Genomic DNA, 19,465 nt, shown 5'->3' on the forward strand with positions numbered 1-19,465 from the left:
AAAAACCCCGCCAAGGCGGGGTTTTTTTATGGCAATGGAATATTCGACTGCCTGCATCCCACCTATCATTGCGCCCATGCACCTGATTCTGTTCAATAAACCTTTCCAGACCATGAGCCAGTTTTCGCCGCACCCCACGCGCGACACCCTGGCCGACTACCTGGACATCCCCGGCATCTATCCCGCCGGCCGGCTCGATGCCGACAGCGAAGGGTTGCTGTTGCTGACGGACGACGGGAAATTGCAGCATCAGATCAGCCACCCCGATCACAAACAGACGAAAACCTACCTGGCCCAGGTGGAAGGCATACCGGATACCGCGTCGCTCACGCGACTGCGCGCGCCGCTGGATCTTGGTGACTTCGTCACGCAAGGCTGCGATGCCCGACGCGTCGAAGAACCAGGCTGGCTATGGCCGCGCAATCCGCCGATTCGTGCGCGCGCCGACATCCCCACCAGTTGGTTGGCGATTACACTGGCCGAAGGCAAGAATCGACAGGTACGGCGCATGACTGGTGCGATCGGCTTTCCCACCTTGCGGCTGATTCGCATCGGCATCGGCCCCGTTTCGCTACAGACACACCCGTTGTGGCCCGGCGAATGGCGGGAAATTTCGGTAGCGGAACTTGGATTCGATTCCCCTTCCGTCCGAAAATAATGCGCCCGCACCTCAAAACGGAGATCACGCTTTTCCTTTACACTCGCCGATGCCCTTCAACTTGCAACCGTCACTCATGAAAAAATTTTTTGGTGCATATGCAACAGCCTTCGCACTCGCAGCCGTTGCGCTTCCTACCGCATTTGCCCAGCAAATCACGAAATTCCCTGTCATTCAGCTGACGGCCGGCATGAATGTCATTCATGCAGAAGTGGCTGCCAGCGCGGCACAGCGCGAGCAGGGGCTGATGTTTCGCGAAAGTATGGGGACGAACGAAGGCATGGTTTTCCTGTTCGGCGCACCGGCCAGTGCCTGCATGTGGATGAAAAATACGCTGATCCCGCTTTCGGTCGCCTTCATTGACCGCAACGGACGGATTGCAAACATTGAAGAGATGAAACCGCAATCACTGGAATCGCATTGTTCCAAAGGGCAGGTGTACTACGCGCTGGAAATGAATGCCGGTTGGTTCAAGAGCAGAAATATCAAACCCGGTGCCATCATCGACGGATTGCCGCCGGCACGTTGATTGGCAATTTCTTCTGAAAACACCAAAAGAAAATCCCGCCTGATGCATTACATCAGGCGGGATTTTCATGTACCGATCGCCGGATGGCGATCAGAGCAAAATTGCTTAGGCCAGTGCTTTCAGGGCAGCTGCCAGACGGCTCTTGTGGCGAGCTGCCTTGTTCTTGTGGATGATCTTCTTGTCAGCGATACGATCGATCGTCGACACGGAAGCCAGGAAAACCTGGGAAGCTGCAGCCTTGTCGCCTGCATCGATTGCCTTGCGAACAGCCTTGATAGCGGTGCGCAAGGTGGAACGCTGACTGGAATTGTGAGCGTTCAGCTTGACTGCCTGACGAGCGCGTTTGCGTGCTTGTGCGGTATTTGCCATGAATAAATTATCCTAAAACTGGTCGACACGCATTTGCACGCATTTGCAAAGTACGCATCCGTAAGTGAGACGGAATTCGGTAAAGCATTGGATTATAGCGGCATTTTGCAGATCGGGCAAATGAATGTTGCTTCCCTGCCGCTCCGCGCTTCCTCGAAGGGAAATGCAGGAAAAATATCAAAAAATCATTATTCTTCGATCCTGACTGCTCCGGTCGCCCGACCTCCAAGCTGCCATCATCGGCGGCCGACAGACTATAATCGCGCTCCATGAACTTGCACAAAACGCTTGCAGCAGTCTCCGGCATGACCATGGTTTCTCGTGTGACGGGACTGATCCGCGAGATTCTGTTTGCCCGTGCATTCGGCGCGTCGGCCTATACCGATGCATTCAACATCGCCTTCCGCATTCCCAATCTGTTGCGCCGCCTGTTCGCCGAAGGTGCTTTTTCCCAGGCTTTCGTCCCGATTCTGGCCGAATACAAAAGCCAGCAAGGCGAAAAAGCCGCCAAGAACCTGGTCGATCATGTGGCAACCGTCCTGATATGGACAATGCTGGCGACCTGCCTGCTCGGCATCGTTGCGTCACCAGTCATCATCTATCTGATCGCCACCGGACTCAAGGGCAACAAGGAAGTATTCGATGCCTCCGTCTGGATGACGCGCCTGATGTTTCCGTATATCGGCTTCATGGCTTTCGTCGCGCTTTCCGGCGGCATTCTGAACACCTGGCGCGAATTCAAGATTCCGGCATTCACACCCGTGCTGCTGAACCTGACTTTCATCGGCGGGGTACTCTTTCTGGCGCCGCACCTGCAACAACCGATCTATGCGATGGCGATTGCCGTGCTGATCGGCGGCATTCTGCAAATGGCCATCCAGATTCCCGCCTTGATGCGCATCGGCATGTTGCCGCGGCTCGCGATAAATCCGCTGACGAGCCTGCGCGATGAGGGCGTGCGCAAGGTTTTGCGCAAGATGGGGCCAGCCGTTTTTGCCGTTTCTGCCGCGCAAATCAGTCTGATGATCAATACGAACATCGCCTCGCGGCTGCAAAGCGGCAGTGTGTCGTGGCTGTCTTATGCGGATCGCCTGATGGAATTTCCCACGGCACTGCTGGGCGTGGCGCTCGGGACCATCCTGCTGCCCAGCTTGTCGAAGGCGAATTTCGAAGGCAACAAGGAAGAATATTCGGCGCTGCTCGACTGGGGGCTGCGGCTGACCTTTTTACTGGCGCTGCCCTGCGCTGTCGGGCTGGCGACGATTTCGCAGCCGCTGACGGCGACACTCTTCCATTACGGAAAATTCGATGCGCTGTCGGTTGCGATGACGTCGAAGGCGCTGGTTGCCTACGGTGTCGGGCTGCTCGGCCTGATTCTCGTCAAGATTCTGGCGCCCGGCTTCTACGCCCAACAAAACATCAAGACACCGGTCAAAATTGCCGTCGGCGTGCTGATCGCCACGCAGTTGATGAATCTGGTTTTCGTTCCATGGTTCGCGCATGCCGGGCTGGCGCTGTCGATCGGATTGGGCGCATGCCTGAATGCAGGCTTCCTCTACTGGGGCCTGCGTCGCCGTGGCATCTATACGGCACTGCCTGGCTGGCGCATCTTCTTCATTCGCTTGGCCGGTGCATTGCTACTGATGGCCGGCGTCGCATCATGGACGGCGGCCCAGTTCGACTGGGTAGCGTTACACGCGGTGCCGTTCCAGCGTGTCGGCGCGTTGGTGTTGGTTCTCGCGGCTTGCGGGATCAGCTACTTCGGCGCGTTGCTGGCCATGGGATTTCGTTTTCGGGATTTCAAGCGCATTGCAAATTGATCGCGTAACATGTGACTGACATGGCGTTCTCATCGAATGGGAGGCATATGACGACTCAGTCCCTTGAATACTTTGCCATGCTCGTGCAACAGGACGACAGCATCCCGCTCTTCGAGGCCGCGCTGTCGATCGCACAAGACGTCTATCCGAATCTCGATCTGGACGAGCCCCAGACCGAAATCGACGAGCTTGCCGACCGCCTGCGCCAGCGACTGCCGGCCGATGCATCGAATCTGCAAAAGCTGCGCGTACTGAACCAGTACTTCTACAACGAGCTCGGCTTCAGCGGCAACGTCAACGATTACTACAATCCCGACAACAGCTATCTGCACCGCGTGCTGCACACGCGACGCGGCATTCCGATCTCGCTGGCCGTCGTGTACATGGAACTCGGGCGGCAGATCGATCTGGATGTGCAGGGCATCTCCTTCCCCGGCCACTTCCTGATGAAACTGTCGGTGCAATCCGGGCAGGTCGTGCTGGACCCGTTCAACGGCACCAGCCTGTCGCGCGAGGAACTGGAAGAGCGCGTCGAACCTTACATCCTGCAACAGGAATTTCCCGACGACTTCCAGCTCGGCGCCTATCTGTCGTCAGCCACGCCGCGCGACATCCTGGTACGCATGCTGCGCAACCTGAAGGCATTGTTCATGCAGCAAAAACGCTGGCAGCATTTACTGTCCGTGCAGGAAAGACTGCTGGTCCTGCTGCCGCACGACATTACCGAGCGCCGCGATCGCGGACTGGCATTCGCGCATCTGGATTGCCCGCAGGCGGCATTGCAGGATCTGGAGGCCTATCTCGCACAACGCCCGTATGCGATGGATGCGGCAGAGGTACAGGCAAGACTGCCGGAACTGCGGGATGCGATCGACAGGATGAACTGAATCATCCTGTACCGCCGTTCGCAGGTGCCGGCATGCTGCCGGCTTGATGCCGTTATCCTTTTGCGCGCTTTTCGATGTCTTCCCAGCGCTCCAGCATCTCCAGCAGCGACGCATCGATTTCTTCGAAACGCTGATTCAGGCGTTTCACTTCATCCGGCTGTTGCGTGTACAAGGCCGGATCGGCAAGCTTTTCCGTGATGCCCTTCTGCTCTTCTTCCAGTTGCGCGATCATCGTCGGCAACTGTTCGAGATCGCGCTGCTCCTTGTAGCTGAGCTTCTTCGGCTTCGCGGCAGGCGCAGTCGCCTGTGCCGCGGGTTTTGCCTCTGCCTTGGGAGCCGGTTTCGGTGACGTGACTGCCGCCGGCGTTGCCGGCCGCACGCGTTCCCAGTCGCTGTAGCCGCCGATGTATTCCTGCCAGCGCCCGTCGCCTTCGGCAACGATCACCTGCGTCACCACATTGTCGAGGAAAGTTCGGTCGTGGCTGACGAGGAAAACCGTTCCCTTGTAGTCTTCCAGCAGTTCCTCCAGCAATTCCAGCGTATCGATGTCCAGATCGTTGGTCGGTTCGTCCAGCACCAGCGCATTGGCCGGCTTGGCAAACAAGCGCGCCAGTAGCAGGCGGTTGCGTTCACCGCCCGATAGCGACTTCACGGGCGAACGCGCCCGCTCCGGCGCGAACAGGAAGTCGGACAGGTACGTCATCACATGCTTGCGCTGGCCATTGATTTCGACCCAATCGCTGCCCGGCGCAATCGTGTCGGCCAGGCTGGCTTCTTCGTTCAGTTGCGCGCGCATCTGGTCGAAATAGGCGATCTGCAGGCGCGAACCCTGTTTGACCGTGCCGCTGTCCGGCGCGTCCTCGCCGAGGATGATCTTCAGCAGCGTCGTCTTGCCGGCGCCATTCGGTCCGATCAGGCCGACCTTGTCGCCGCGCAGAATGGTTGTACTGAAATCGCGCACGACGACCTTGTCACCGAACGCCTTGTTCACATGTTCAAGTTCCGCCACGATCTTGCCCGAGCGATCGCCGGTCGCGATATCCAGCTTGACCTGCCCTTGCTGTTCGCGCCGGTCGCCACGGATGCGGCGCAATTCCTCCAGCCGGCGCACGCGGCCCTCGTTGCGTGTGCGGCGTGCTTCCACGCCCTTGCGTATCCACACTTCTTCCTGCGCCAGCAGCTTGTCGAACTTGGCGTTCTCGACCTCCTCGTTCGCCAGCAACTCTTCCTTGCGCGCCTGGTAGGTACTGAAATTCCCCGGGAAGGAAAGCAGCCGGCCGCGATCCAGTTCGATGATGCGGGTCGCCACGTTATCCAGAAATCGACGATCGTGCGTGATGAAGAGCACGCTGCCCCTGAATTCGCGCAGCAATCCCTCCAACCACATGATGGAAGTGAAATCCAGATGGTTGGTCGGTTCGTCCAGCAACAATACATCCGGTGCACCAACCAAGGCGCGCGCCAGCGCCACGCGTTTCTGCATGCCGCCGGACAAGGTGCCCATCGCCGCATCGCCGACAAGGTTCAGACGATCGAGCGTGGCTTCCACCTTGTGGTTCAGATTCCAGGCATCGGCTGCATCCAGTCTGACCTGAATGTCATGCATGCGCGCCATCAATGCATCGTCATCGCCGCTGCCGAACTGTTGCGTCAGCCCATCGTATTCGGCCAGCAACGCCTGCAGATCGCCCATGCCGGAAGCTACCGCGTCGAAGACGGAACTGTCCGGCGCAAACTGCGGCTCCTGCTCGACGTAGGCGATCTTGATGCCCTGCTGCATGACCAGCAAGCCATCGTCCAGCCGCGAACTGCCGGCGATGATCTTCAGTAGCGACGATTTGCCGGTGCCGTTGCGTCCGATCAGGCCGACGCGCTCGCCTGCTTCAAGGGAAAACTCGGCATGGTCGAGCAGAGGAACATGGCCGAACGCCAGCTGCGCATCGGAAAGGGAAATGACTGCCATAAGAAAGGAAAAGAGGCGCGCATGACACGCGATTGGACAACGAAGTTCACATTGTACCGGTCGCGCAGCGCAGCTGCGACCGCACACGTCATTCCACACGCGCATTCCATACCGTCGTTGCACATGCCATCGGCTATAATCCCGGACGGAAACGACGAGCAACGCCGCCCGTCTCCCCGCGTCTCGCCGTAGTTCAATGGATAGAACGAGTGCCTCCTAAGCGCTAGATACAGGTTCGATTCCTGTCGGCGGGACCAGACCCAGCTTCTCCCGTCAAACTACCCGGCCGCTTCCTGATGCGATCTGCGCATCGCAAGCAGCACGACTTCCATTCGCTATTCGTACGACAGATATTTCTTCCTGCATCAAAAAAGCCCTTGTTCCGGCGGCAAACGTATAATCGATACCGTCCATCAACAGCGACGACAATCGGAGCGGAATATCGGGGCTGAGCACATGATCACGGAAGAACAGATACAGGCACTGCAATCTGAAATGGAAGGGAATGGCGAGAACCAGGCCCAGATGGCCTATCGCATCCTGGAAGAGATGATCGTCACGCTGAAGCTGCCGCCGGGCAGCAAGATTTCCGAGAAGGCGTTGAACCGTTCGCTCGGTTTCGGTCGTACACCGTTGCGCGAAGCGCTGCAGCGCCTGGCCATCGAAGGCAACGTGAAGATTCTGCCGCGCTCCGGTGTCATCGTATCCGAGATCGATCTGGCCGATCAGTTGAACATGATCGAAGTACGACGCGAACTGGAAAAGATCATCGCCGGCCGTGCCGCGCGTCTGGCGATGGACGATCAACGCCAGACCTTCCTCAGGCTGGCAGACGACTTCGATCGTGCCGCACGGCAGGACGACGGCACACTGTTCATCGAAACGGATCGGGAATTCAACGGCCTGTGCATCGATACCGCACAGAACAAATATCTCGCCTACGCCATCGGCCCGATCGAGGCGCAGACACGACGTTTCTGGTATCTGCACTTCAAGCGGTTCGGCGATCTGCAACGCGTGGCAACACTGCACGCCGGCATCGCACGCGCCATCGCCGCCAACGACGAACCCGGCGCACGCGATGCGGCAGACAAGCTGATCGACTACGTCGAGGAATACACGCGCAAGACGCTGCACTTCATGGGCGGGATGTAACGCTTCGCGCTACATCACCCCATGCTCCTCATGCCGGTTTAGAACCCGGCAACGCCGCCGTTGCTGCGCGGATCGCATCCACCTTCGAACACCCCCGACGGATCGCGCACGATTGCGGCTGCATGGCCGACCATTTCGTCAAAGTCAGCCAGCACGTCCACTTCATGTCCCAGGGAGCGCAAACGGCGAATGACACCTTCGGTAAAGCGGCTCTCCACTTTCAGAGACTCCGAGCTTTTCCCCCAGGTACGGCCCAGCAGCCAGCGCGGCGCGGTAATCGCCTGCTGGATAGACTGGTTGAAGATGGCGTAACGGGTAAATACGGCAGCCTGAGTCTGCGGCTGGCCGTCCCCGCCCATCGTGCCATACACCATGGTTCGTCCGTCCTTGAAACGGGCCAATGCAGGATTGAGCGTGTGAAACGGTTTTTTCCCCGGCATCAGGCAATTGATATGCTCCGGGTCCAGCGAGAACGAGCAGCCGCGGTTCTGCCAGTTGATACCGGTGCGTGACAGAACGACACCGCTGCCAAATTCATGATAGATGCTTTGAATGAAGGAGACCGCGCGTCCTTCGCCGTCGATCACACCCATCCAGATCGTGTCGCCAGGGCCTTTACCCTTGCCCCATGGCTGTGCCTTGTCGATGCTGATCTTCGCGACATACGGTGCAAGGAACTCTTCCGTCAGCAGCGACTGCGGATCGACCTTCATGTAGGCAGGATCGCCAACGTACTGATCGCGGATGGCAAAGGCCTGCTTGGTCGCCTCTACCACCAGATGAATGTATTCCGGGCTGTCCTGCTGATATTGCTTGAGATTCAGCTTGTCCAGAATCGCCAGAATGATCAGCGAAATCACGCCTTGCGTCGGCGGCGCCGTGTTGTAAATATCCGCTACGCTGTGATCCAGATGAATCGCTTCGCAGGTACGCGCGCGATAGGCGCGGAAGTCTTCCAGCGTAATCGGGTTGCCGATCTCTGCCAGATCCTTTGCAATGTCTTCGGCCAATGCGCCGCGGTAGAAGCTGTCCAATCCGTCCGCAGCCAGCCTGCGCAACGTCTTGCCCAGGCGCGGCTGCACGAAACGGCTACCTGCAGACGGTATCTTGCCGTCTACCAGGAAGGTCTCCTTGAAACCCGGCTGCACTACCAATTCATCCAGCTTGGCACTGGTGCTCGCATACTGCGATGCAGTGACGGCAATGCCTTCTTCCGCATAATGGATTGCGTCTTTCAGCAAGTCGGACAACTGCAGCTTGCCGCCCCAGCCCGCGCTGATGTTCAACGCTTCCTGCCAGCCGCTGATGGTGCCGGCCATCGTGTTACCCGCAATCGGGCCACGCATGGGAATGCTGGTCAGCTGGCGGCTGCTATAGAACTCTTGTGATATCGCGGCGCCCGCGACACCGCATGCTTCAATCGCCAAGACCGGTTTACCCGGTTCGGAAATTACCCAGAACCCATCGCCACCGATACCGTTCATATGGGGATAAACGATGGCAATGGTCGACGCTGCTGCAACCATTGCTTCAATGGCGTTGCCGCCTTCCCTCAGAACTGCCAAGGCAGCTTGCGATGCAAGTGAATGTGGCGCAACCGCCATACCACGAGTAGCGTGGGTCGTATTAAGCATGTTTCAAACCTTAAAAAATCAATAAAAAAACCAATCTCTCCGCGAACGGAGAGAGGACGAAAACAAAACTTTCCGAATGTTGCCTGGAGGAGAAAACATCCTTCCTCCAGGCATGCAATGGCTAACCGTGTCGTCTATCGCCCGGCGAGTTTTCTGGTTTGTTCCAGAAAACCTCTGCGCAACGGCTTCAATACGACCATTGCCAGAATTGCCGTGGCAAAGTCCATGCAGATCACAGTTGCAAAAACCGGCGTCCACGAACCGGTCGCGTCATGCAGTATCGCCGCCAGCGGACCGCCGATGACCGATCCCACACCCTGTGCCATATAGAGAAAACCGTAGTTCGTCGTCGCATGCTTGGTGCCGAAAGTATCGGTCAGGATCGACGGGAACAGCGAAAAAATCTCTCCCCAGCCGAAGAACACCACGCCCGACAACAGCACGAACAGCACCGGGTTATCCGTCGTCATCAGCCACAACGTCATCGCCACGCCTTCCATGCCGAATGCGATGAACATCGTATTCTCGCGTCCGATACGATCAGACACCCAACCGAAGAACGGACGTGTCAGACCGTTGGCGAAACGGTCGATCGTCAATGCCAGCGGCAGCGCGGCCATGCCGAACACCATCGCATCATGCACGCCGAAATCCTTCGCAAACGCACCCATCTGCGAAATGACCATCAAGCCAGACGTGGACATCATCGTCATCATGATGAAGAGCAGCCAGAAAATCGGCTTCTTCAGCATCTCCGCCGGCTGGTAGCTGTGCGCGCTTTCCGTATTGGTCACAGGAGGCTTGAACCGCTCGGCCAGCTCCGTGACTTCACCGCCCCGAGGACGGCGCATGCCCTGCGCAGCCAGGAAGCCGACCACGCCGAGAATCAGACCGAAAGTGATCAGCGTGCTCGGCACGCCGGACGATTTGATGTGCGACGAAATCGCAAACGTCGTCAGGATCGCGCCAAAACCGTAGCCGGCTGCCACCATGCCGACCGCGAAACCGCGCCGATCAGGGAACCATTGCACCATCAGGCCGACGACGCCGACGTAGATGATGCCGGTACCCACACCGCCCAGCAGGCCGTAGGTCAGATACAGACCCCAGACGCTAGTCACCTGCGATGCCAGGATCCAGCTCAGCGCCGTCAGGATCGCACCCGCCGAAAGCAGCAGGCGTGGCCCGAACTTGTCGATCAGGAATCCCTGGCATGGCGAGAGAAAAGTCTGCGCGACGATCAGGATCGCAAACGTCACCTGCACTTCTGGCAACGTCGCACCGAGCATCGACGTCAATTCCGTCGTAAACAGCGCCCAGACGTACTGCGGGCTGGAGATCGCCATCATCGCCACCACGCCAAAGAAAAGCTGCCACCATCGCGTACTGGTCGCCATTGCTGCCGTCATCGTTGCGGGATGGGTATTTGCATGATTCATAGAGCCTCCAATAATCAGGGTCCAACTACGCCTCACATCACATGACGATTACTGACATGTCAGTTTTGGTGCAAGTTAGGCCGAATAAATACACTTGTCAAGAAAAAGGGGGAGAAAGATGGGAAACGGATCGTAGAAATCCGTAGTTTTTACAAACCACCCCACACTAAGCAAGCTTGGTGCCATGCACGCCGCGAGATACGCGAAGACATGCAGCTACAGAGAAGAACCGCACTATCGTTCAGTCAGATGAAAACGATAGCGGCAAATGGAAGTGCGACAGCATGCATCTTTCGATGCCCGCACAGCACAGGCAGAAAGCAAAAATGCCCGCCTTGCACAGCCAAGGTGCAAAGCAGGCATCTGCGAAGAAATGGGAGGATAAAAACCGACGGAGAAAATGCGCAATGACGCGGCGATGGCATCAAGGAGCAAGGCCGATGACCTTGGCGATCATCACCCCTCGCCGAGATAAGCTTCCTTGACGCGCGGGTCGCTCAGCATCTGCCTTGCATCGCCCTGCATCGTGACAAGTCCGGATTCCATCACATAGGCACGATTGGCCACCTGCAGCGCCAGTTTCGCATTCTGCTCGACCAGCAGAATCGTCACGCCTTGTGATGCCACATCGCGAATGACCTCGAAGATGCGCTCCACCATGATCGGTGCCAGTCCCATCGACGGCTCGTCCAACAACAGCAGCTTCGGATGGCTCATCAGTGCACGCGCCATCGCCAGCATCTGCTGCTCGCCGCCGGACAGCGTACCGGCCATCTGGGCCGAGCGTTCCTTCAAGCGCGGAAAGATATCGAACCACTTGTCGACGTCGGCCGCGACACCGGTCTTGTCGTTGCGCATGTAGGCGCCCATCAGCAGGTTTTCGTGGATGGACATGCGCGTGAATACGCCACGCCCTTCCGGCACCATCGCCATGCCGCGCTCGACCAGCTGGAACGAATGCAAACCCTTGATCGGCTTGCCGTCATATTCGATATGCCCTTCGACGCGGCTGCCAGGCAAGGTTCCTGTGACGGCCTTCAGCGTCGTCGTCTTGCCTGCGCCGTTGGCACCGATCAGCGCAATCAGCTCGCCTTCACACACGTCGAGATCGATGCCCTTGACAGCCTGGATGCCGCCGTAGGCCACTTTCAGACCGGCGATCTGCAGCAGAGGTTTCGCCATCAGTGCGCTCCTCCCAGATAGGCTTCGATCACCGCGGGATCGTTCTGCACTTCAGCCGGCGTGCCTTCCGCGATGATGCGGCCGTAATCGAGCACCGTGATGCGGTCACACAAACCCATCATCAGCTTCACGTCATGTTCGATCAAAAGAATCGTGACGCCGGCTTCGCGGATGCGCTGCAGCAGATCACGCAGCCCGAGCTTTTCGGTCGCGTTCATGCCGGCCGCCGGTTCGTCCAGCGCCAGCAGTTGCGGATCGGTCGCCAGCGCACGGGCGATTTCCAGACGGCGCTGATCGCCGTAGGACAGATGCCGCGCGGTACGCTCGGCGAATTGTGCGATGCCGACGAATTCCAGCAATTCCATCGCACGCTTGCGGATGCCGGCTTCCTCCTCGCGCGCAGCGCGGTGATGCAGTACCGCACCCAGCAAACCCTGGTGCGTACGCACATGGCGGCCGACCATCACGTTCTCCAGCGCCGTCATCTCGCCGAACAGGCGGATGTTCTGGAAGGTACGCGCAATGCCGGCCTTTGCTACCTTGTGTGGCGCAGATGGCGAATACGGCTTGCCCGCCAGTTCGAAGGTGCCGTCGTCCGGCTGGTACAAGCCAGTAATCACATTGAAGAAAGTCGTTTTGCCCGCGCCGTTAGGGCCGATCAATCCGTAGATCTGGCCGCGCCGGATGCGCACGCTGACGTCCGACAGCGCCTGCAGGCCGCCGAAGCGTTTGCTGACGCCGGCGATCTCGAGCATGATCTGCGCTTCCGTCATTCCCCTGCCCTCTTACGCTGCAACCACATCGTTCGATTCCTTTTCGATGTCGTTATCTGTAACCGGCCTGTCTTCGACCTTCGGCGACGGCCACAATCCCGCAGGACGATTCAGCATGATCAGCACCATCGCCAGTCCGTACAGCAGTTGCCGCAGAATCTCCGCGTCGATCAGCACCTTGCCGAACAACAGGCGCTGCGCCGGCTCAACGACGTGACGCAGCACTTCCGGCAATGCTGCCAGCAATACGCCACCCAGCACGACGCCAGGAATGTGTCCCATGCCACCCAGCACCACCATCGCCAGTACCGCGATCGATTCGGTCAGCGAAAACGATTCCGGCGACACGAAACCCTGGAACGAGGCGAACATTGCGCCAGCCACGCCGCCGAACGACGCGCCCATCGCAAAGGCCAGCAGTTTCACGTTGCGCGTGTTGATGCCCATCGCCTTGGCCGCGATCTCGTCTTCGCGGATGGCAACGAAAGCGCGGCCGAGCCGCGAATGCTGCAGGCGTACGGAAATAAAGATGATCGCAATGCACAAGGCAAGGAACAGGAAGTAATACGCATTCACCGACGGCATGCTGAAGCCGGCGATCTTCACTATCGAACCGGAACCCGGTTCGCCGGCCAGCGACACGCCGAAGATGCGGATCGGATCGATCAGGTTGATGCCTTGCGGGCCGTTCGTGATGTTGACCGGCGCATTCAGGTTGTTCATGAAGATGCGGATGATCTCGCCGAAACCGAGCGTGACGATCGCCAGATAATCGCCACGCAATTTCAGCGTCGGCGCACCGAGCAAGGCGCCGAACAGCGCCGCGATCAGCGCCGCCAACGGTACGATGGCCCACAGCGAAAGATGGATGCCGTCCTGCGCGATTTCCGGCCCGAAGATCGCCAACAGCGTCTCGCCTACGACCGGATACTGGTTGACAAAGGATTCCAGCACGGCGGCGAACTGCGGCGAAGCCAGCAACCCGGTCAGGTAGGCGCCGATCGCGTAGAACGCGATGTAACCGAGATCGAGCAGGCCGGCAAAACCGACAACGATGTTCAAGCCAAGCGCCAGCATGATGTACAGCAGCGCCAGATCCATGATGCGCACCCAGGAATTGCCGAAGTGCTGCGCGACGAACGGGAAGATCAGTGCGAGGATGAAAATCGCTGCAATACTGATACGCGCCTGGCGTGGATGATTGGTCAGATCAAAATAGCGGGACATGGCGGCTCCTTCACGTCGTCATGCACGATCGGGCACACGCTCGCCCATGATGCCGGACGGCCGCAGCGTCAGAACGATGATCAGCACGACGAACGCGAAGATATCCTGATAGTTGCTGCCGAAGAAGCCGCCGGTCAGATCCCCGATATAACCCGCCCCCAGGCTTTCGATCAGGCCGAGCAGGATGCCGCCCAGCATCGCACCGTAGATATTGCCGATGCCGCCGAGCACAGCAGCCGAAAAAGCTTTCAATCCCGGCACGAATCCCATCGCAAACTGCGCCGATGAATAATTGGCGGCCCACATCACGCCGGCGATCGCCGCCAGCGTCGCACCGATCGCAAAGGTCATCACGATCACGCGATTCGAATCGACGCCCATCAATCCCGCCACGCGCGGATTTTCGGCAGTCGCGCGCATAGCCCTTCCCATTTTCGTTTTCTCGACCAGCAAGGCCAGCAAACCCATCGCCACAGCGGCAAGAATCAGCAGCATCACCTGCGTCGGCGAAATCAGTGCCCCCATGACGTGCATCGGATCGGACGGCATCACTTGCGGAAACGGAATCGGGCTGCGGCCCCAGATCATCATCGAAAGCGTCTGCAGCAGGATGGACACGCCGATCGCCGTGATCAGCGGTGCCAATCGCGGTGCATTGCGCAGGCGACGGTAGGCGACGCGTTCGATGACGATGTTGACGATCACGCAGACCGGGATCGCACCCAGAATCGCGATGATCATCTTGACGATGCCCGGCAGGCCCGGCGCCACCGATTCCAGCATGTGCAGAATCGTCAGCCCCGCCATCGCGCCGATCATCAGCACGTCGCCATGTGCAAAGTTGATCAGGTTCAGCACACCGTAGACCATCGTATAGCCAAGCGCCACCAGCGCATACATGCTGCCGAGTACCAGGCCGTTGATGATCTGCTGGATGAAAATATCCATGTCGAATCCGCTCTCAGAAGAAGATTGCCGCAAACAACGTTATTACAACGTTATACAGCCGCGTCACACGCAAAGATCGTTCCGGATAACAAAACGGCACTCTGATCAGTCAGAGTGCCGCATCGTGTGTCTGCCGCTTATCCGGCGAGACGAATGACGAACGCGAAAATGGCGGAAAGGCGAAAGTGCGTCATCTTCATGGTCTCCATTCTTGTCTCTGTATTGGTGCCGCAACGCGATGCCACGGCAAATCGGGCCGGATTATACAGAATACCTTCGCGAATACACGTATTGGACGAAGGCTGCCTGGCTGCATCATTGGATTGCGGCACATCGTCCGTCGTTTCCGTTGCTTCGACCGGCGTGGAATGCCTGCGTTCCACCGCCGCATGAAGAATGGCGACGCACCGTTATTTCTTCAGCCCCTTGGGCAACGGAAAGGTGACGTTTTCCTCGACGCCTTCCAGTGTGCGCACATTTTTCGCACCGCATTCCTTCAGGCGGTCGATGACGGCCTGCACCAGCACCTCGGGCGCCGAAGCGCCGGCCGTCACGCCAATGCGGCGCTTGCCGGCCAGCCATGCCGGATCGATCTGCGCTGCATTGTCGACCATGTACGCCGGCACGCCGCGCTTTTCGGCCACTTCGCGCAGGCGGTTGGAATTGGAACTGTTCGGACTGCCGACGACGATCACCAGATCAACCTGCGGCGCCATGAACTTCACGGCTTCCTGGCGGTTCGTCGTCGCGTAGCAAATGTCGGCCTTCTTCGGCTCGGAGATATTCGGAAACCGGTTCTTCAATGCGGCGATCACGTCGCGCGTATCGTCGATCGACAGCGTCGTCTGCGTCACGTAGGACAGCAGATCCGGATCCTTCACCTGCAGCTTTTCGACATCGTCGACGGTTTCCACCAGATGCATGCCGTCCTCGGTCTGCCCCATCGTGCCTTCCACTTCGGGGTGGCCGGCATGACCGATCATGACGATCTCGCGGCCGTCGCGGCGCATCTTCTCGACTTCGATGTGCACCTTGGTCACCAGCGGGCAGGTTGCATCGAAAACGCGCAGGCCGCGCTGTTCGGCTTCCTGCTGCACCGCCTTCGAAACGCCGTGCGCGGAAAACACCACCGTATTACCGGCTGGTACGTCGGCCAGTTCCTCGATGAAGATCGCGCCCTTGCTGCGCAGATCGGTCACCACATAGGCGTTGTGCACGATTTCATGGCGCACGTAGATCGGCGCACCGAATTCGACCAGCGCGCGTTCGACGATCTCGATTGCCCGATCGACACCTGCGCAAAAACCGCGCGGCTGGGCCAAGAGGATTTCACTTTCCATTTCGTTCCTGTTTCGTTTCTTCATGTCCCACAGCGTGCAATGCGTGCACAGCCGATGCGGTCATTACAGTATGCCGATGATCCTGACTTCGAATCGCAGCGGCCGGCCAGCCAGCGGATGATTGAAGTCGAACAGCGCCGTATCGTCATCCAGTTCGCGCAGCACGCCGGCGAATTGTCCGCCGCCCGGCGCTGCGAATTCCACCAGATCGCCGATCGCATATTCCTCGCCCGGGCCGGAGCGATCGTCCAGCGTCGCACGCGAAATGCGCTGCAGCAGTTCGGGATTGCGCGGGCCGAAGGCGCGCTCTGGCGGCAATTCGAACGTGCGGTGTACACCTTCTTCCAGGCCGATCAGACATTGCTCCAGAAAAGGCGCCAGTTGCCCCTGTCCCAACTGCAGCGTCGCCGGATTGTCGGCGAAGGTGCTGACGATGTCTTCACCCTCTTCCGAAGCCAACCGGTAATGCAGCGTCAGGTGCGCGGATTCGGTGACGACGGGATGTGGTAAATTTGACATGACATTTCCGGTTTGCACGACAGGCGTCATTTTAAGCCACGTTGCCTGTATCGGCTTGCCGGGCGAACGATAAAAATCCGCGGCGAAACACCCCGACCGCGACCGCTTTTTCCCTTCTCGACAGGATAGACATGGCGATTACAGACTGGCCGGCGGACCAGCGTCCGCGTGAGCGGCTGATCCGGCACGGCGCAGCCAAGCTTTCGGATGCCGAACTGCTGGCGGTATTCCTGCGCGTCGGCGTGGCCGGCAAAAGTGCCGTCGATCTCGGGCGCGACATGGTCACGCATTTCGGCTCGCTGAGCGGCCTGTTTTCCGCCTCACTGACGGACTTCTCCAGCATCAACGGTCTTGGCCCGGCCAAATACGCGCAGCTGCAAGCCGTGCTGGAACTGGCGCGGCGCTCGCTGTCCGAAGAATTGCAGAACGGCGTCACGCTCGGTTCGCCACAGGCGGTCAAACAGTATCTGCAACTGCTGCTCGGCGGCCGCAGCTATGAATCCTTTGCTGTCCTGTTCCTCGACGTGAAGAATCGCCTGATTGCCTGCGACGAACTGTTCCGCGGCACGCTGACGCATGCGTCGGTCTATCCACGCGAGGTGGTCAAGGTCGCGCTGGCGCACAATGCGGCCGGAGTCATCCTTGCGCACAATCATCCGTCCGGCACGCCTGAGCCCAGCCAGGCCGACCATATGCTGACGCAGGCCCTGAAACAGGCGCTGGCACTGGTCGATGTCCGCGTGCTAGATCATTTCGTCGTCGCCGGCCGGCATGTCCATTCGTTCGCCGAGCATGGCGAACTGTGACGGAAAAGCACTGAGAAAATCTTTTCCTAGCTTGTCTCGAATTGTTAAATTATTGAATCAACAAAGACACAATTGTTTTTCACAAGTCATTGAATAATCGCGTCTTTTTTGCTATACTCGCTGTTTTTCCAATTCTGGAATCTTTTAGGAGCGCATCATGGCACGTGTATGCCAAGTCACCGGGAAGGGGCCGATGGTCGGCAACAACGTTTCCCATGCAAACAACAAGACGAAACGCCGCTTTTTGCCTAACCTGCAAAACCGCCGCATCTTCGTTGAATCCGAAAACCGCTGGGTTTCCCTGCGCCTGTCCAACGCCGGCCTGCGCGTGATCGACAAGATCGGCATCGACGCCGTTCTGGCCGACATGCGCGCACGCGGCGAAAAAATCTAACCAGCAGAATAACGAGGAACCATCATGGCGAAATCTGGCCGCGACAAAATCAAGCTGGAGTCGACCGCAGGTACGGGTCACTTCTACACCACCACCAAGAACAAGCGCACGATGCCCGAAAAAATGGCGATCATCAAGTTCGATCCCAAAGCTCGCAAGCACGTCGAATACAAGGAAACCAAGATCAAGTGATTGATCTGTTGGTTGCAAGAAAGCCGCTCTCATCGAGCGGCTTTTTTATTGGCGTTTGTTGGAGCGCCACCCACCTACGATCCGTGACTACCATATAAAAAAGCGGAGTCACAACGATATCGACCGGCATGGCGCCGTGGCAGTTTTTGTAATTCTGCGACACCAATCGAAAGGTCGCTCCCATTCATGCCGAGCCTGATGGACGTCGCGTATCGAGGCAAATTTCCCGACAAATCACGCCTGCACAAAGTCGCTCATCAATGCATATGGAAACAAAAAAGCCCGGCTGTAAGCCGGGCTTTTTCATGAAAAATCACTAGATCAAGCGTAGCTACGCAATCTCAGCGAGAACTCGCGCAATGCCGAAATGCCGGAAGCCTCGGCGCGTGCACACCAGTCCTGCAGTTGATGCAGCAACTGCTCGCGGCTCGCATGCGAACGCTCCCACAATGCACCCAGTTCAATACGCATCTCGTGCATCGTCTTCAGCGCCTTGCTGTGCGCGAACAATTCGGTCAGCTGTGCCTTGTGCGGCTCTTCCAGCTTGGCCGGTTCGCGATGTAGCAGTTTCTTCGTCGAACGCAGGAAACCGGATTCCAGCTTGGCCTTCTCTTGCAGATGCTCGCGCTCTTCGCGCCAGGTTTTCTTCAGCGATTTTGCATACTTGGCCGTCACGTCGTAACGGTTCGCGATCACCGATTGCAAGGTGTTGAAATCAAGATGCGACTTGCCATGTTCGAACTTCGGCTCTGGCGCAACCTTCTTTACCTTGGCCAATCCCACCGATTCCAAGATACGAATGTACATCCAGCCGATATCGAACTCGTACCACTTCGACGACAACTTGGCCGACGTACCGTAGGTATGGTGGTTGTTGTGCAGCTCTTCACCACCGATGATGATGCCGATCGGGAAAATGTTGGTCGCAGCATCGTTGCATTCGTAGTTGCGATAGCCCCAGTAGTGGCCGATACCGTTGATGATGCCAGCCGCGGTCAGCGGAATCCAGATCATCTGCACCGCCCACACGGTGACGCCGATCACGCCGAACAGCATGATGTTAATGAACAGCATGATCGTAACGCCCAGCGCACTGTGCTTCGTGTAGACATTACGCTCCATCCAGTCGTCCGGTGTACCGTGACCGTACTTCTCCAGCGTTTCCTTGTTCTTCGCTTCTTCGCGATACAGTTCCGCGCCTTCGAAGAAAACCTTCTTGATGCCGCGCGTAACCGGGCTGTGCGGATCTTCTTCGGTCTCGCACTTCGCGTGGTGTTTGCGATGGATCGCGACCCATTCCTTCGTAACCATGCCGGTCGTCATCCACAGCCAGAAGCGGAAGAAGTGCATCATCACAGGATGCAGATCCAAACCGCGATGCGCTTGCGAACGATGCAGGAAAATCGTGACCGCGGCGATGGTGATATGCGTCATCACCGCCGTGAAAATGAAGACTTCCCAGCCACTGGCGTGAGTCAGGCCGTTGGAAAAAAAGTCGAGTACTGCGTCTATCATTGTGTCTCCGTATCAAATGCCGAAAATCGGCATGGCGCTCAAGTGGGGTCGCCTTTTCGAAATACGAGGGGTAACCGGCGAGAAATTACCCAAAACAATAGAGAATTGTACCGCC

19 protein-coding genes and 1 tRNA gene are annotated in these 19,465 nt (G+C 58.1%); 9 read left to right on the top strand and 11 right to left on the bottom strand.

The genetic code is table 11. The annotated features are described in order from the left end of the window. Window positions 1–76: 76 nt before the first annotated feature. Window positions 77–658 carry a pseudouridine synthase gene (locus ACO1VH_RS03060; protein WP_486242349.1) on the top strand — a complete coding sequence of 194 codons (582 nt, stop codon included), beginning with the start codon at window positions 77–79 and terminating at the stop codon, window positions 656–658. A gap of 76 nt (window positions 659–734) precedes the next feature. Further along, window positions 735–1,187, top strand: coding sequence for a DUF192 domain-containing protein (locus ACO1VH_RS03065; protein ID WP_486242350.1), 453 nt, complete (start codon window positions 735–737; stop codon window positions 1,185–1,187). 105 nt (window positions 1,188–1,292) lie between these two features. On the opposite strand, the gene rpsT is transcribed toward ACO1VH_RS03065, so the two are convergent. Beyond that, on the bottom strand, window positions 1,293–1,556 hold the full coding sequence (gene rpsT, locus ACO1VH_RS03070; RefSeq protein ID WP_486242352.1) for a 30S ribosomal protein S20: 264 nt from the start codon (window positions 1,554–1,556) through the stop codon (window positions 1,293–1,295). A gap of 269 nt (window positions 1,557–1,825) precedes the next feature. Between rpsT and murJ the strand changes: the two genes are divergently transcribed. After that, a complete protein-coding gene (murJ, locus tag ACO1VH_RS03075; protein WP_486242353.1) occupies window positions 1,826–3,376 on the top strand; it encodes a murein biosynthesis integral membrane protein MurJ in 1,551 nt (516 codons plus the stop codon). A gap of 47 nt (window positions 3,377–3,423) precedes the next feature. Further along, on the top strand, window positions 3,424–4,263 hold the full coding sequence (locus ACO1VH_RS03080; RefSeq protein WP_486242355.1) for a SirB1 family protein: 840 nt from the start codon (window positions 3,424–3,426) through the stop codon (window positions 4,261–4,263). A 52-nt stretch (window positions 4,264–4,315) separates the two neighbouring features. On the opposite strand, the gene ACO1VH_RS03085 is transcribed toward ACO1VH_RS03080, so the two are convergent. Continuing rightward, window positions 4,316–6,226 (bottom strand): ATP-binding cassette domain-containing protein, encoded by a 1,911-nt coding sequence (locus tag ACO1VH_RS03085; protein ID WP_486242356.1) that lies wholly within the window; start codon window positions 6,224–6,226, stop codon window positions 4,316–4,318. 182 nt (window positions 6,227–6,408) lie between these two features. Here ACO1VH_RS03085 and ACO1VH_RS03090 point away from each other — a divergent pair. Further along, window positions 6,409–6,483: transfer RNA gene (locus ACO1VH_RS03090), tRNA-Arg, on the top strand. A 199-nt stretch (window positions 6,484–6,682) separates the two neighbouring features. Next, window positions 6,683–7,381 carry a GntR family transcriptional regulator gene (locus tag ACO1VH_RS03095; protein WP_486242358.1) on the top strand — a complete coding sequence of 233 codons (699 nt, stop codon included), beginning with the start codon at window positions 6,683–6,685 and terminating at the stop codon, window positions 7,379–7,381. Window positions 7,382–7,419: 38 nt separating this feature from the next. Here the strand turns inward: ACO1VH_RS03095 and ggt are convergent, their stop codons facing one another. The 8 genes from ggt to ACO1VH_RS03135 form a co-directional block, all read right to left on the bottom strand. After that, window positions 7,420–9,015 (bottom strand): gamma-glutamyltransferase, encoded by a 1,596-nt coding sequence (gene ggt, locus ACO1VH_RS03100; protein WP_486242359.1) that lies wholly within the window; start codon window positions 9,013–9,015, stop codon window positions 7,420–7,422. 134 nt (window positions 9,016–9,149) lie between these two features. Beyond that, window positions 9,150–10,454 (bottom strand): oxalate/formate MFS antiporter, encoded by a 1,305-nt coding sequence (gene oxlT, locus ACO1VH_RS03105; RefSeq protein WP_486242360.1) that lies wholly within the window; start codon window positions 10,452–10,454, stop codon window positions 9,150–9,152. A 456-nt stretch (window positions 10,455–10,910) separates the two neighbouring features. Next, on the bottom strand, window positions 10,911–11,636 hold the full coding sequence (locus tag ACO1VH_RS03110) for an ABC transporter ATP-binding protein (protein ID WP_486242362.1): 726 nt from the start codon (window positions 11,634–11,636) through the stop codon (window positions 10,911–10,913). Further along, a complete protein-coding gene (locus ACO1VH_RS03115) occupies window positions 11,636–12,409 on the bottom strand; it encodes an ABC transporter ATP-binding protein (RefSeq protein WP_486242364.1) in 774 nt (257 codons plus the stop codon). Before ACO1VH_RS03115 ends, ACO1VH_RS03110 begins: the two co-directional genes overlap by 1 nt. 12 nt (window positions 12,410–12,421) lie before the next feature. After that, entirely contained in the window at window positions 12,422–13,636 is a 1,215-nt protein-coding gene (locus tag ACO1VH_RS03120; protein ID WP_486242366.1) for an ABC transporter permease subunit, read from the bottom strand. A gap of 18 nt (window positions 13,637–13,654) precedes the next feature. Then, complete coding sequence (locus ACO1VH_RS03125) at window positions 13,655–14,584, bottom strand: branched-chain amino acid ABC transporter permease (protein ID WP_486242367.1); 930 nt, start codon at window positions 14,582–14,584, stop codon at window positions 13,655–13,657. A 410-nt stretch (window positions 14,585–14,994) separates the two neighbouring features. Then, window positions 14,995–15,924 (bottom strand): 4-hydroxy-3-methylbut-2-enyl diphosphate reductase, encoded by a 930-nt coding sequence (ispH, locus tag ACO1VH_RS03130; RefSeq protein ID WP_486242368.1) that lies wholly within the window; start codon window positions 15,922–15,924, stop codon window positions 14,995–14,997. A 63-nt stretch (window positions 15,925–15,987) separates the two neighbouring features. Then, entirely contained in the window at window positions 15,988–16,443 is a 456-nt protein-coding gene (locus tag ACO1VH_RS03135) for an FKBP-type peptidyl-prolyl cis-trans isomerase (protein ID WP_486242370.1), read from the bottom strand. Between the two features lie 131 nt (window positions 16,444–16,574). On the opposite strand from ACO1VH_RS03135, the gene radC reads away from it, so the two are divergent. The 3 genes from radC to rpmG all read left to right on the top strand — a co-directional run bounded on the left by radC (window position 16,575) and on the right by rpmG (window position 17,835). After that, complete coding sequence (gene radC, locus ACO1VH_RS03140; protein ID WP_486242372.1) at window positions 16,575–17,249, top strand: RadC family protein; 675 nt, start codon at window positions 16,575–16,577, stop codon at window positions 17,247–17,249. Window positions 17,250–17,406: 157 nt separating this feature from the next. Next, on the top strand, window positions 17,407–17,643 hold the full coding sequence (rpmB, locus tag ACO1VH_RS03145) for a 50S ribosomal protein L28 (protein ID WP_132257685.1): 237 nt from the start codon (window positions 17,407–17,409) through the stop codon (window positions 17,641–17,643). A gap of 24 nt (window positions 17,644–17,667) precedes the next feature. After that, the gene (gene rpmG, locus ACO1VH_RS03150; protein WP_188379232.1) at window positions 17,668–17,835 is read left to right on the top strand and encodes a 50S ribosomal protein L33; all 168 of its coding nucleotides are present in this window, start codon (window positions 17,668–17,670) and stop codon (window positions 17,833–17,835) included. Between the two features lie 321 nt (window positions 17,836–18,156). On the opposite strand, the gene ACO1VH_RS03155 is transcribed toward rpmG, so the two are convergent. Then, complete coding sequence (locus ACO1VH_RS03155; RefSeq protein ID WP_486242374.1) at window positions 18,157–19,350, bottom strand: DesA family fatty acid desaturase; 1,194 nt, start codon at window positions 19,348–19,350, stop codon at window positions 18,157–18,159. Window positions 19,351–19,465: the final 115 nt, after the last annotated feature.

The sequence above is a fragment of the Oxalicibacterium sp. genome (genome assembly GCF_057353965.1).

What these genes read in the sequence shown, in the direction of transcription:
- ACO1VH_RS03060 (WP_486242349.1), top strand. Translation starts at nt 77, where the DNA reads ATGCACCTGATTCTGTTCAATAAACCTTTCCAGACCATGAGCCAGTTT.
- ACO1VH_RS03065 (WP_486242350.1), top strand. Translation starts at nt 735, where the DNA reads ATGAAAAAATTTTTTGGTGCATATGCAACAGCCTTCGCACTCGCAGCC.
- rpsT (WP_486242352.1), bottom strand. Translation starts at nt 1,556, where the DNA reads ATGGCAAATACCGCACAAGCACGCAAACGCGCTCGTCAGGCAGTCAAG.
- murJ (WP_486242353.1), top strand. Translation starts at nt 1,826, where the DNA reads ATGAACTTGCACAAAACGCTTGCAGCAGTCTCCGGCATGACCATGGTT.
- ACO1VH_RS03080 (WP_486242355.1), top strand. Translation starts at nt 3,424, where the DNA reads ATGACGACTCAGTCCCTTGAATACTTTGCCATGCTCGTGCAACAGGAC.
- ACO1VH_RS03085 (WP_486242356.1), bottom strand. Translation starts at nt 6,226, where the DNA reads ATGGCAGTCATTTCCCTTTCCGATGCGCAGCTGGCGTTCGGCCATGTT.
- ACO1VH_RS03095 (WP_486242358.1), top strand. Translation starts at nt 6,683, where the DNA reads ATGATCACGGAAGAACAGATACAGGCACTGCAATCTGAAATGGAAGGG.
- ggt (WP_486242359.1), bottom strand. Translation starts at nt 9,015, where the DNA reads ATGCTTAATACGACCCACGCTACTCGTGGTATGGCGGTTGCGCCACAT.
- oxlT (WP_486242360.1), bottom strand. Translation starts at nt 10,454, where the DNA reads ATGAATCATGCAAATACCCATCCCGCAACGATGACGGCAGCAATGGCG.
- ACO1VH_RS03110 (WP_486242362.1), bottom strand. Translation starts at nt 11,636, where the DNA reads ATGGCGAAACCTCTGCTGCAGATCGCCGGTCTGAAAGTGGCCTACGGC.
- ACO1VH_RS03115 (WP_486242364.1), bottom strand. Translation starts at nt 12,409, where the DNA reads ATGACGGAAGCGCAGATCATGCTCGAGATCGCCGGCGTCAGCAAACGC.
- ACO1VH_RS03120 (WP_486242366.1), bottom strand. Translation starts at nt 13,636, where the DNA reads ATGTCCCGCTATTTTGATCTGACCAATCATCCACGCCAGGCGCGTATC.
- ACO1VH_RS03125 (WP_486242367.1), bottom strand. Translation starts at nt 14,584, where the DNA reads ATGGATATTTTCATCCAGCAGATCATCAACGGCCTGGTACTCGGCAGC.
- ispH (WP_486242368.1), bottom strand. Translation starts at nt 15,924, where the DNA reads ATGGAAAGTGAAATCCTCTTGGCCCAGCCGCGCGGTTTTTGCGCAGGT.
- ACO1VH_RS03135 (WP_486242370.1), bottom strand. Translation starts at nt 16,443, where the DNA reads ATGTCAAATTTACCACATCCCGTCGTCACCGAATCCGCGCACCTGACG.
- radC (WP_486242372.1), top strand. Translation starts at nt 16,575, where the DNA reads ATGGCGATTACAGACTGGCCGGCGGACCAGCGTCCGCGTGAGCGGCTG.
- rpmB (WP_132257685.1), top strand. Translation starts at nt 17,407, where the DNA reads ATGGCACGTGTATGCCAAGTCACCGGGAAGGGGCCGATGGTCGGCAAC.
- rpmG (WP_188379232.1), top strand. Translation starts at nt 17,668, where the DNA reads ATGGCGAAATCTGGCCGCGACAAAATCAAGCTGGAGTCGACCGCAGGT.
- ACO1VH_RS03155 (WP_486242374.1), bottom strand. Translation starts at nt 19,350, where the DNA reads ATGATAGACGCAGTACTCGACTTTTTTTCCAACGGCCTGACTCACGCC.